Origin of the sequence: Blautia sp. OM07-19, from assembly GCF_003481595.1 — a bacterium.
Taxonomy (GTDB): domain Bacteria; phylum Bacillota; class Clostridia; order Lachnospirales; family Lachnospiraceae; genus Blautia_A; species Blautia_A intestinihominis.
Genome location: NZ_QULA01000028.1, coordinates 35,868 through 47,005, shown reverse-complemented (window position 1 = coordinate 47,005; position 11,138 = coordinate 35,868). Strand labels below are relative to the sequence as shown.

14 protein-coding genes and 1 pseudogene are annotated in these 11,138 nt (G+C 42.4%); 3 read left to right on the top strand and 12 right to left on the bottom strand.

Going from position 1 to position 11,138, the window contains the following annotated elements; genetic code table 11:
- The 5 genes from DXC01_RS15670 to DXC01_RS15645 form a co-directional block, all read right to left on the bottom strand.
- A partial coding sequence (locus DXC01_RS15670; protein ID WP_147399637.1) for an RNA-guided endonuclease TnpB family protein occupies positions 1–872 on the bottom strand: 872 nt, incomplete at its 3' end.
- Positions 844–933, bottom strand: coding sequence for a helix-turn-helix domain-containing protein (locus DXC01_RS21510; RefSeq protein ID WP_158583638.1), 90 nt, complete (start codon positions 931–933; stop codon positions 844–846). The genes DXC01_RS21510 and DXC01_RS15670, both read right to left, overlap by 29 nt.
- A complete protein-coding gene (gene tnpA / locus DXC01_RS15660; protein WP_118699265.1) occupies positions 930–1,337 on the bottom strand; it encodes an IS200/IS605 family transposase in 408 nt (135 codons plus the stop codon). The genes DXC01_RS21510 and tnpA overlap by 4 nt, the downstream gene beginning before the upstream one ends.
- A 254-nt stretch (positions 1,338–1,591) precedes the next feature.
- Positions 1,592–1,822: a helix-turn-helix domain-containing protein gene (locus tag DXC01_RS15655; RefSeq protein ID WP_008728422.1), complete on the bottom strand. Its 231-nt coding sequence runs from the start codon at positions 1,820–1,822 to the stop codon at positions 1,592–1,594.
- Between the two features lie 543 nt (positions 1,823–2,365).
- Positions 2,366–2,779 (bottom strand): sigma-70 family RNA polymerase sigma factor, encoded by a 414-nt coding sequence (locus DXC01_RS15645; protein ID WP_118254082.1) that lies wholly within the window; start codon positions 2,777–2,779, stop codon positions 2,366–2,368.
- Between the two features lie 218 nt (positions 2,780–2,997).
- Between DXC01_RS15645 and DXC01_RS20370 the strand changes: the two genes are divergently transcribed.
- Entirely contained in the window at positions 2,998–3,156 is a 159-nt protein-coding gene (locus DXC01_RS20370) for a hypothetical protein (protein WP_199705026.1), read from the top strand.
- 73 nt (positions 3,157–3,229) lie between these two features.
- Here DXC01_RS20370 and DXC01_RS15635 read toward each other — a convergent pair whose 3' ends face one another.
- From DXC01_RS15635 to DXC01_RS15615, 5 genes are all read right to left on the bottom strand, one after another.
- On the bottom strand, positions 3,230–5,563 hold the full coding sequence (locus DXC01_RS15635; RefSeq protein ID WP_118699263.1) for an ABC transporter permease: 2,334 nt from the start codon (positions 5,561–5,563) through the stop codon (positions 3,230–3,232).
- Complete coding sequence (locus DXC01_RS15630; protein ID WP_118699262.1) at positions 5,560–6,243, bottom strand: ABC transporter ATP-binding protein; 684 nt, start codon at positions 6,241–6,243, stop codon at positions 5,560–5,562. Before DXC01_RS15630 ends, DXC01_RS15635 begins: the two co-directional genes overlap by 4 nt.
- A 109-nt stretch (positions 6,244–6,352) precedes the next feature.
- Positions 6,353–7,390: a sensor histidine kinase gene (locus tag DXC01_RS15625; protein WP_118699261.1), complete on the bottom strand. Its 1,038-nt coding sequence runs from the start codon at positions 7,388–7,390 to the stop codon at positions 6,353–6,355.
- Positions 7,391–7,398: 8 nt separating this feature from the next.
- A complete protein-coding gene (locus DXC01_RS15620) occupies positions 7,399–8,085 on the bottom strand; it encodes a response regulator transcription factor (protein WP_118254091.1) in 687 nt (228 codons plus the stop codon).
- The gene (locus DXC01_RS15615; RefSeq protein ID WP_055066052.1) at positions 8,078–8,266 is read right to left on the bottom strand and encodes a helix-turn-helix domain-containing protein; all 189 of its coding nucleotides are present in this window, start codon (positions 8,264–8,266) and stop codon (positions 8,078–8,080) included. Before DXC01_RS15615 ends, DXC01_RS15620 begins: the two co-directional genes overlap by 8 nt.
- A gap of 164 nt (positions 8,267–8,430) precedes the next feature.
- Between DXC01_RS15615 and DXC01_RS15610 the strand changes: the two genes are divergently transcribed.
- The gene (locus tag DXC01_RS15610) at positions 8,431–8,787 is read left to right on the top strand and encodes a helix-turn-helix domain-containing protein (protein WP_005337966.1); all 357 of its coding nucleotides are present in this window, start codon (positions 8,431–8,433) and stop codon (positions 8,785–8,787) included.
- A gap of 222 nt (positions 8,788–9,009) precedes the next feature.
- On the opposite strand, the pseudogene DXC01_RS15600 reads toward DXC01_RS15610, so the two are convergent.
- Both DXC01_RS15600 and DXC01_RS15595 read right to left on the bottom strand, forming a co-directional pair.
- Positions 9,010–9,393: pseudogene (locus DXC01_RS15600) on the bottom strand (relaxase/mobilization nuclease domain-containing protein); the annotation flags it as partial.
- Entirely contained in the window at positions 9,339–9,545 is a 207-nt protein-coding gene (locus DXC01_RS15595) for a hypothetical protein (RefSeq protein ID WP_118699259.1), read from the bottom strand. The gene DXC01_RS15595 and the pseudogene DXC01_RS15600, both read right to left, overlap by 55 nt.
- Before the next feature lie 131 nt (positions 9,546–9,676).
- Here DXC01_RS15595 and DXC01_RS15590 point away from each other — a divergent pair, with 131 nt between their 5' ends.
- Positions 9,677–11,089, top strand: coding sequence for an ATP-binding protein (locus tag DXC01_RS15590; protein WP_118699258.1), 1,413 nt, complete (start codon positions 9,677–9,679; stop codon positions 11,087–11,089).
- Positions 11,090–11,138: the final 49 nt, after the last annotated feature.

Genomic DNA, 11,138 nt, shown 5'->3' with positions numbered 1-11,138 from the left:
CTTTCGGATAATTTCAGCTCTTTTTTTATCTTTCCGCATTTACTGCATTTTTTGCTTGACGGGAAAAAGCGGTCTACCTTTACTAATTCTTTTCCCTTCCAGGCAAGCTTATAATCCAGCATATTCCGGAACATCCCGTATCCATTATCCTGTATACTTTTCCCAAAATGCAGGCACTGGCTCATCGCTTTCATATCAATATCTTCCACCGCAACTATATCGTACTGGTCTGTGATCCTGCGGCTCAGTTTATGCAGATAATCTCTTCTCTGGCTGCGTATTTTTTCATGGCACCTGGCAACTTTCTTTTTCTGTCGCACATAATTACGGCTTCCTTTTACACATCTCGACAGTTTACGCTGCTCCCTTGCCAGCCTTTTTTCATTTTTTCTGAAGAATCCTGCTTCTTCCATCTCAATCTCTTCTGAAAACACAGCCATCCCCTGCATCGCATAATCAATCCCAAGTATTTTAGCACTACTGTAATCCTTATCTGCTGCTTGGTTTTCGCAGCTGTATCCTTCATACAGCAGACTTGCAAAATACTTTCCGGACGGCTCCATACTGACTGTCACTGATTTCAGACGGCAGTTTTCTGCAGGCTCCCTGTGTTTTTTCATGGAGATCCATTTTAATTTCGGAAGCCGGATCCGGTTATTTTCTACCAGAATATTTCCGTTGACTACATTTGTTGTATAGCTGTTTTTGGAGTGATGTTTTGACTTGAAACGTGGAAATCCAACCTTAGGATCACGAAAAAAATTCTTATATGCTTTTTCCAGATGGAGCTGAACATTTGCCAGCGCCAGCGAATCAACTTCTTTCAGAAATGGATACACCTTTTTATACATGGCTGGTGTATTCTTTAACATCTTCAAGGAGTATCTTCTGTTCTTCTGTTGGATAAATCCGGAAACGATATGCTATGTTCAATTCTTTTTCTCTCCCTGGGTTTCGATGTATTGACGGATCACTTCTACTGGTGCCCCTCCTGCCGTCAAAAGACAGAAACTCTGACTCCAGAACGCTTCTTTCCAAAGTTTTTCCCGGATTTCCGGATACTCTTTTTTCAGCAGCCTGCTGCTGGCACTTTTATAAGCATTGATAAATTTGCTGAGTTCTGTTTTAGGCTGTGCACGAAACATTACATGCACATGGTCAATATCATGATTCCATTCCTCCAAAACAATTCCATACCGTGGGGCAATATATCCCCATATTTCCTTTGCTCTTTCTGAAATCGGATCATTGATAACTTTTCTTCGATATTTCACCACCATAATCAGGTGATAATACATCAAGTACACTGAATGTGCATTATGATCCATATTTTTCATAAAACCAGTCCTTTTTTTGAATAATTATCTTATCGACTGATTCTATTATACCATGGATCTCGCTACCAAACAAGCGTTCTTTTTATTTTTTGCAATTCATCTCCCACCTGTAGAGGAAGGAGAATTCTTGCTATATATTATGTTAAAATTATAAAGGTAGTCAATGAAATCAAAGAAAGCATATCCTGTATTAAACCAGCGCTGTATCTATGTTTTATCAGACCATTATGATTTCGACAAGGATACGGACCGGCTCACACTCCAGCTCTGCGAGGTTTACGATAAGTTGCGTTCTTTTCTGCTGGCTTTGCTCTGTGGGTGCATTTTGCGATATACTCCTGAAGGCCCGCTGAAGTAAAGTACACACAGCCATTCTGCACATATTGCACATAAGAAATAAGACCATTGTTACGGGCCGCGTCCAGCGTTGCAATGCTGATACCTAAAATTTCTGCTGCTTCTTTTCGTGTAATAAGTTTTTCCATAAAGCATATTTCCTCCAATCTGTCAAGTTTGTCATCGTGTTTGTTCAAAGCCACATGAATACGCTGGCAGCCGAAACTGCCAGCGCATGGTATCTGATTTTGAACAGGAAGCTGCAAACGCTTCCTATTCCTATTTATATAACTCAGCTTTCATCACATTTGCCACGCCCCCTGACGATGGGAACACAACAGGTCTCCGCTGGCGCGGCTGTCATAACTCCGCAGCACCGTTCGTATCGTGTGCCGCAGGGTTCCCCCCAAGTCTTTGGCGGGCCGTGAGGAAGTATCTTTAAGCCCCCATGCAGTCATCGCGCCGAATCTGCCACAATCCGTTTTATGAAATCGTAGATCGCTCCGAAGAAGTCTTTTCATCACCTCCCTGACTGCTCCATCTTCGCGGCGTTTCATATTCGCTCGTACATGGGTTATGTACCTGTTATACTGTCTATTCGATTGTCAATGTACTGATGAAGGAGGAAAACTTGTCCTTCTTATTAACACTGACAAAAAAGGCAAAAAACAGGTGCATCAAATGAAATTTTATCAAAAATATTTTACAAGCTGCTTTAATCCACGGCGGATACTGTCTCGGACACGGCTTGGGTCTACACCTTCTACTTCGGCAATTTCATTTACCGTCATTCCCAGATAGTATCGGGCATAAATTCGCTTTGCCTGTTTCTCCGGCAGCTTCATCACAGTAGCATAGACCTGCTCCTGGAACTGTTTTTCCTCAAAGATGTCCTCCGGGGTTGCCGTGCGGAACACAGCGGCTTTCTCAATACCATTTCCGCAGTCCAGGGAATAGTGGGCCTTGTGTCGGTACATACGGCGCTCATAAGCCGCTTCCAGCCGCTGGGCTGTCTGGATAACATCCAACACTTCCTCGGTCACATTTACAAAAAAGTCTGTTGTATAAACATCAGGATAAAGTTCCCGAAGGTTAATTTTCTTCATTATGTACCTCCATTTCGATTCACGGGTGATTGACGGGTGAATAGAATGGAGGCGGAGACCGACACCGGCAGACAACCGGATCATCTCCGAAAAAACGGCAACAAAAAACGCCAGATTTCCGTGATGGAAAACTGGCGCGCCAAAAACAGCCACTATTGTACTGAATTACATGGAACAATAATGCCGATGCAATGTTATACTTGCCCGGAGGAGGAGCAATGCTTTTTTTAACTGATGTAGATCATGTGAACTTTGAAAAAGCAAACGAGACACGGCAAAATAACCTCCAATCGGCTACCGTGTCCCTGCAAGTCGTCATGGGATTGTGTAAACGCAAAGAAACGGCGGCTCTGAAAATCAAAGCCGCCGTTTCATAAGGCGCGTGAAAATATGTCTGCTGTACGACGGCTTTTTTTCTTTTGCCGTCGTCCGGCAGATTAACATATGAAACTATAATTCATTGATGGTTGCAGTAATCGACATATTGCGAATTCTCTTTGCAGGAGCATAAACGGACACAATAGCAGATATGAAGATAAAGGCAACGACAATTCCAAACCACAGGATAGGAAATCTCCACTCAATTCCAAAATAATGTGTAATTAGACGATTATATAAAAATCGACTAAGCGGGAGTCCAATGCCACATCCAACTATCAAACCAGAAATTGCATAGGTGTACGCCTCCGCAGAAATCATTCGTTTAAGCTGCCTATTATCCATACCAACAGCTCGCATTGCACCATACTGCTTAATTCGTGCAGATACACTCATAGAGATACTATTGACGATATTAAACAACGAAATAACTCCGATAATAGCTAAGAAGCCATAACAAACAATTCGTGCAGCCCAATATGTAGCATTATTTTGTTTATTGCCTTCACGCTGATCTGTAATGATAATATCATCGTTTTCAAGACTTCTAATTTCTGCTATTGTTTCTTCAGTAGCGTTTGAATCTAACTGAATTCCAATAAGCCCATACTTTGTACCGCCCATGATACGGTCAAATGTTTCCTGTGAGCAAATAATAATCAAATCATCTCCGAATAACCCTTGTGATAGAGTGCAAGTAATCTCAACTTCTTCGCCTGCAAACTGGATGGTATCACCGATGTGCAAGGAATTGTTTCTATTAAATACGGTTGCCACTTTGTTACTGTTCCCGTAAACTGTATCTAATGATCCCTGAGCAATACTACCTTTTGAGTAATCCAGAAGTGTATCATCATAAGAAACAATATTGATATGGTCTATTCCTGCTCTTGAAGATGTTGCAGGAATGTTTTCTACATAGCTACTTCCATAAGCATTTGCAACCCCATCTATTTTTTTGATTTCATCGACCAGGCTGCGCTCAATATCCATTTTGTTTGCATAACTGGATAATGCTATATCGGCTGATGTGACACTCAACGATGGAACAAGTTGCTTTGCAAAATCTAAAATTACAGAAAAAGAAAAAACCAGCATAATAGTTAGTGCAAATGAAGCCGTCATCAGAAACCAGTTTTTCTTTTTTTCAACCGCATGATGTATGCCAAGTGAATTATCAATTTTTCCTAAGCTAAACTTGATAGCGTGTTTAACAGAAGATTTATTAGCTACATTGCCAGAAACCGCAGATATGGGTGAAACTTTAGCAGCCCGCTTTGCTGGGGATTGTGCTGCTAAAAATACTGTTACCACTCCAACAACTACGCCACTGATAAGTCCAACAGGGCTGATCTGAAAGACTGGCGTTGTAGAAAATTCTCCACCAATTCCATAATGAAGTGTGGCACAAATAATCCAACTAATTATTGTTCCAAAAACCACTCCAATAGGTACCGCGGTTTTACACCAGTTCAATGCCTCCAAACGGACAAAGCGGATAATTTGTTGACGACTTGCACCAATGCAACGCAACATTCCAAAAAATTGAGTTCGTTGCGCAATGATGCTATTCATACTGCCAGAAATCATCAATATTCCTGCCAACAACACTAAAACAAATAGAATTGCTGCCAATCCGTACATACTCTGCATCGCTGTATTGTTGCTTTGCCCAGCCATGCCCATGACGCCGGTATTTTCAGAAATGCTCCCATCGGATAATTGGTACTGTGTCTGTAGTTCTGTTATTGCATTTGCCGCTTTCGCTGCACTTTCAAACTGCACATAATAAGTCAACTCATTGTTTATTACTCCGTTTTGTGCCATAACAGAAGTAAATGCACTTTGTGTCAGATAAGAGCCTATCAAATAAGTCTGATTGTTATAATAGCTTTCATCATCTGTGCCAAAGCCAGAGATTGTAAATGTCCGATCTCCAGCAGGGGTATGTAAGGTTACACTATCCCCAAGCTGTACTCCTAAAGCAGTTACAGAATTAGGTGTAAGCATAACTTCCTCATCATTTGCCGGAAATGTTCCTTCTACAATTCCATTTGAAATCTGAGTAATATAGACTTCATTGGTGCCATACAAAACAGTTCGTTTTTCGTTGACTCGGTACGGTTGTTCTCCTTCAAAATTAAATTGAGAAGCTACACCAACTGCTGTAACATCTGAACGATTACTGATTTCATCCGCATTGTTCTGTGAAATATTTTTTATTGCAATGTGCCAGTTTCCATGGTTACTTATCATAAAATCGCTTTCTGTTCGTATCATCATGTCAGCAACACTGAAAATAGCTGTGACAAGAAACACCGAAATGATAATACACAAGACAGTCATACGATTTTGCCGCTTGCGCACCTTTGCGGAGATGGGAATGAGACTAAGATAGCTTTTCATTCACGGCACCTCCCAAAATCAGTCAAAGTGCCATCCGATACCTGTAATACCCGGTCTGCCGTTTGCGCAATACTGCGGTTGTGGGTAATCATAATGATGGTCTGCTCGTATTTTTTCGATGTTTCTTTGAGCAATGCTATGACCTCACTGCTGTTTTGTGAGTCCAAATTTCCTGTTGGCTCGTCTGCCAGAATCAGAGAAGGACGGGTAATCAATGCGCGGCCAATCGCCACTCTCTGCTGTTGACCGCCGGAAAGCTGACTGGGTAAATGATTACGACGATCTTTCAAATTCAAAACCGTCAGCAGTTCCTCCAAATATCTCTTGTCCGGCCTTTGATAATCCAGCAACAGCGGAAAAATCATATTTTGTTCCACCGTCAACTCCGGGATAAGGTTAAACGCCTGAAAGATAAAGCCGATATTCCTGCGGCGAAATACCGTCAGTTTTCGGTCATTCATGGAAAAAATGTCCTTACCATCAATCAGCACCTTTCCCGAAGTTGGCATATCCAGCGCACCGATCATATTCAGCAGTGTGCTTTTACCCGAACCAGATTCTCCGACGATTGCCACATATTCTCCCTTAGGAACAGAAAAGCTAACATTCCTAAGCGCTTTTACAGCAGTTTCACCGCTGCCATAGGTCTTACAAATATTCTTGACCTCTAATAAATTCATAGTGCAAACACCTCTTTCTTATGTTCTTGCGATGTAGACAGGTAAGCTTCATTTCCTGTCTACGATTGAAAGAATAGCACCCTAATATTACTGTAGCCCTACAACCAGCCTACAATTTTGTAGGAATTGGGAAGTTCATTATAAAACTCGTTCCAATTCCTAATTCACTTTCCACTTCTATTAGGCCCCCATGAGCTTCGATAATCGCTTTTGCCAACGGCAGGCCAAGCCCGATCCCCTGTGTATCCTTTGAAAAACGGCTGCGATAAAACCGCTTGAAGATGTGATGTATATCCTCTGGGTGGATGCCGCATCCATTATCCGTTATCACAATTTGGACACCAGACGGCAACTCCTTCCACGCAACACGAATTGTTGCACCACTTTCTGTATGGTCAAACGCATTTTTCACAATATTGTCGATTGCCTCATTCAACCAATCACGATCACAAAAAAGAGAAAGATGATCCGAGCCAGACAGAATGATTTCTTTCTTTTCCTGTCTGGCTCTATATGCAAAATGCAGTTCAATATCCCGCATCATATCTGCAACATTTTCTGCGTTCTTTTCCAAGACAATGGCTCCGGCATCCAATCTTGTAATCTTGAGCAAGTTTTGCACCAGCGTTTCAATGCGGTCAAGTTCCTGTTCGGATAAATCAGCAAATTCTTTTACAGCACTTAATTCCATATCCCCGTCTTGAAGCAGACCATTATAAATATTCAAAGCAGCCAGCGGTGTTTTCAGTTGATGGGAAATATCAGAGATTGTATTTTTCAAAAATTCCTTTTCCCGGAGTTCGTTATCTGCGTGAGCATTTACGACAGCCGCCAGAGAATTGACGGTATGAAACAACCGATATAGTTCGCCCTCATCATCACATTCAATACGGGCATTGTGATTGCCGTCAAGATACGCATTGATCTGTGATACCGCCTGTTCCATGACTTGATTTTGCTTTTTGAAATAAGAACAACCCACCGCCAATATCGCTCCTCCTGACAATACGAAAACAAGCAATAGGAACAAAGAAAACCGCTGATAGCACAACCATAAGAACCCTTGTGTCAACAGAAGGGAGGCTACCCAAATAACGGATACTGCAAGAAACAATTTTTTGATTTCTTTGTTTGCAAATATTTTCATAGACCACCTCACCCAATCACATTCCATTTGTATCCCATTCCCCGAACTGTCAGGAGCATTTGCGGTTCACTCGGATTATCCTCAATCTTTATACGCAGCCGCCTCATATATACGGTAAGGGTACTGCTGTCAATATAATTCCCATCGCAGTCCCATAGCTTATCTAAAATCTGTTCTTTGGTAAGTACCATGTTCGGGTTTTTCATAAATAGACACAGCAACTTATATTCTGCGGCAGTCAAATCCAATAGCTTTCCATTCTTAAACGCCTGCCCTTGCAGCAAAAGCACTTTCATTCCGTTGGATTCCAGTTGTGTATCTGCGGAGCTGAAATCTTTTGCCCGACGAAGCAGTGCATTTACTCTGGATACTAACACTCCCAGCTTAAACGGTTTTGTAATATAATCATCTCCACCAATGTCCAAACCCATGATAATGTTCATTTCTTCATCTGCCGCCGTCAAAAAAATGATGGGGACTTTGGAAACTTGCCGCACCTTTTTGCAAAATTCAAATCCGGTGCCATCCGGCAGGGATACATCAAGCACCAGCAAATCATATTTTCCATCCACCCACAAACTATCTGCTTCTTTGAGGGTTCTGGCAACAACTAATTCAAATCCTTGTTTTTTGAACGCAAAAGAAAGCCCGTTAATCAGGCTCAAATCATCTTCAAGAAGTAATATATTACTCATGCTTTTGCTCCTTTCCTTGTTTTGTCCGGCCATCAATCGGCTTTTCCGCAGTTTTAGGGATCAGCCAAACACCGGCCATTTTCACAGCGCCGGGGATACGCCCACCAGCACAATAATAATTTACCCTACGAGGTGTCACGCCCCACTTTTCGGCGGCCTCTTTCAATGTCATATAGTCCATTTCGCACCTCCACAGAGTACATTATAGTTCTTTGCCTCGAACAATACAAGCTTATCACCAATCGCAGCTTTATAAAATCGGCATAATCGTACAGTTTTCCAGGCATAATAAGGTCATTCCATCATATAAACCGGAACGATACAATATTATTGAGGTGAACGATTATGCCGATTGATGATTTAACTGCTTTAGGGCAAAAAATGCGGGAAGCCCGAAAGAATAAAGAACTGACACAACAGGAACTTTCTGATCTGAGCCATGTTTCTGTAAAGCAAATCGCCAATATCGAAAAAGGGAAAATGAATCCTTCCTATTTGATTTTGAGAGCATTGGCAAAGGTCCTGCACATCTCTTTAGATACACTTATAAATCCAGATGTTTCTCTGGAGGATGAGGGTGTCAATCAGATGAAAATGCTTTATTCCAGCTGTCCGCCAGAAATGCGTGACACCCTGCTGCATCACACCCAGGAAACGGTGAAAGAACTGACAGAGTTGTCCGAAAAATTTGAAACGAATTGAGCCAGTGAGTGAAATTTAACGATTCTCTCACTGGTTCTTTTCAATTTCGGAGAAAAGAGGCAAGCAATGCCTGTGTTAATACACACAGGCCCGCAGGGAAGAAAATCCCTTTGTGATTTTCCTCTCCGCTTGCTTGTTGAGGGCAGCGCCCCCAAGCCCCTTTGAACACAGAATATCATTCTGTGGCTGCGCGTTCTGCGAACGCTTTTGACCAGGACCAGCTTACCGCTGGCCGTGGTCTTTTTCTTTTTCAACATCCTGTTCTACCTCCATTTTCAGCACCCGATCTACATTGGCCTTTGCCGTTAAAAGTTCTCGCATTTCCTCACGGGAATGCCGATACTCGGCATAGGTCTTTTTCTTTTCTTCCAGCAATTTCGCGTACTCCGTCTGCAACTCTTTGACCTTGGGCAGCTTCTTGACGCCCATCTCATCAAAGGCATTCTTAGCAGCCTGGTGGAGCAGAATTTCTTCCTCGTGTTCCTCCCGGAATTTCTTAGAGTAGCCCGCCTTGCGGTATGCCACATAGACCTCACGGGTCTTGGCATAATTTACGATGTGAGTACGCAGAACAGCGATCTCTGCCATGCGCTTTTCAGCCGCTTTGCCAGAAGGAACTCTGCATCCGCAGTCCGGCTGTCACACGCATAACTGGTAATGAGTTTGCCGTTATCTGTTTTCTGTGGATTTGCTACATAGTCGATGATGTCACTGATCGCCCGACTTTCTGTGCGGCCTTTGCCGACATGAAGCGGCATGATTCTTTAGTTGCCATAAAAAGCCCTCCTCTCAAAATATTTTCTCTGAACTCTTTGTGCCTATCGTTGAAATAAACTCTCCTTATGGGTATAATATAAAGAAACTACCAATACCTCAAAGGAGGGATTTTATGATAGAACAGCTCATTGCTGAAGCAACCGAATGTGATTTCAAAGTTGCACTTGAAATAAAGAAACCCAAAAGCTGGTTAAAAAGTGTCAGTTCCTTTTCTAATGGAATCGGCGGAACTCTGTTTTTCGGAATCTCTGATGACCGGAAACCTATTGGCTTGTCCGATGTTCAAAAGGATGCTGAGGCGATCAGCCGCTTAATCAAAGAACGAATCACACCATTACCTCAGTTTATCTTAAAACCATTACAGGAAGATGGTAAAAATCTATTAGCTCTGGAGGTTTCTCCCGGCCGCAGCACCCCATATTATTACAAGGCAGACGGCGTGATGGAAGCATATATCCGTGTTGGAAATGAAAGCGTAATTGCCCCTGATTACATTGTGAATGAACTAATCTTAAAGGGAACCAATCAGTCCTTTGATACCCTAACAACAGACGCGGTAAAAAAGGATTACAGCTTTACACTTTTGGAAGCAACCTATCTGGAACGGACCGGTCTCCGCTTTGAGCCATCCGATTATGTTTCCTTTGGTTTGACTGATAAAAATGGACTCCTGACCAATGCCGGAAAACTCATGACCGATCAGTACACGGTTTATAACTCCCGTATGTTCTGTACCCGGTGGAATGGCTTGGAAAAAGGCTCTATCTTTGATGATGCGCTGGACGATAAAGAATACGAGGGAAATTTGATTTATTTACTGAACAGCGGCAGTGAATTTATTCGCAATAATTCCAAAGTCCGTTTTGTCAAAAAGGCACAGTATCGTGTAGACAAACCGGATTATGCTGAACGAGCTGTGACAGAGGCTCTTGTTAATGCGCTTATCCATCGTGATTATATTGTGCTTGGCAGCGAAATCCATATTGATATGTTTGATGATCGGGTGGAAATCACATCTCCGGGCGGTATGTTTGGCGGCGGCTCAATTCAGGAATACGATATTTACAGTATCCGTTCCATGCGACGAAACCCTGTGATTGCTGACCTGTTCCACCGCATGAAGTACATGGAACGCCGTGGAAGTGGCCTACGCAAAATCGTCAGTGAAACTGAAAAGCTGCCTGGATACACAGCGGCATATAAGCCTGAATTTTCCTCAACAGCGACAGATTTCAGAGTCATCTTGAAAAATGTAAACTACATCATGTGCGGTGCTTCCGCACATGATACAGCACATGATGCCGCACATGATACATCTGTGATCAGCAAACAAAACTTGCTATTGAAATTTTGTGCAGACCCTAAAAGTCGAGATGAAATGCAAGCATATATTAATGTTTCCAGCCGTTCTCACTTCAGCAAATATTACCTCAAGCCTTTATTATCTTCTGGTAAACTTGAAATGATGTTTCCAGACAAACCCAAAAGCAAAAACCAGAAATACACTACCGTTCATTCCAAATAACCAAGAAGCAGGGCACTGGGTCTCATCTCCCATTGTCCTGCTTCTTTTC

Coding starts and splice junctions, on each gene's coding strand:
- tnpA (WP_118699265.1), bottom strand. CDS start 1,337: ATGAAAAATATGGATCATAATGCACATTCAGTGTACTTGATGTATTAT.
- DXC01_RS15655 (WP_008728422.1), bottom strand. CDS start 1,822: ATGGAAAAACTTATTACACGAAAAGAAGCAGCAGAAATTTTAGGTATC.
- DXC01_RS15645 (WP_118254082.1), bottom strand. CDS start 2,779: ATGAAGAAAATTAACCTTCGGGAACTTTATCCTGATGTTTATACAACA.
- DXC01_RS20370 (WP_199705026.1), top strand. CDS start 2,998: ATGCTTTTTTTAACTGATGTAGATCATGTGAACTTTGAAAAAGCAAAC.
- DXC01_RS15635 (WP_118699263.1), bottom strand. CDS start 5,563: ATGAAAAGCTATCTTAGTCTCATTCCCATCTCCGCAAAGGTGCGCAAG.
- DXC01_RS15630 (WP_118699262.1), bottom strand. CDS start 6,243: ATGAATTTATTAGAGGTCAAGAATATTTGTAAGACCTATGGCAGCGGT.
- DXC01_RS15625 (WP_118699261.1), bottom strand. CDS start 7,390: ATGAAAATATTTGCAAACAAAGAAATCAAAAAATTGTTTCTTGCAGTA.
- DXC01_RS15620 (WP_118254091.1), bottom strand. CDS start 8,085: ATGAGTAATATATTACTTCTTGAAGATGATTTGAGCCTGATTAACGGG.
- DXC01_RS15615 (WP_055066052.1), bottom strand. CDS start 8,266: ATGGACTATATGACATTGAAAGAGGCCGCCGAAAAGTGGGGCGTGACA.
- DXC01_RS15610 (WP_005337966.1), top strand. CDS start 8,431: ATGCCGATTGATGATTTAACTGCTTTAGGGCAAAAAATGCGGGAAGCC.
- DXC01_RS15595 (WP_118699259.1), bottom strand. CDS start 9,545: ATGCCGCTTCATGTCGGCAAAGGCCGCACAGAAAGTCGGGCGATCAGT.
- DXC01_RS15590 (WP_118699258.1), top strand. CDS start 9,677: ATGATAGAACAGCTCATTGCTGAAGCAACCGAATGTGATTTCAAAGTT.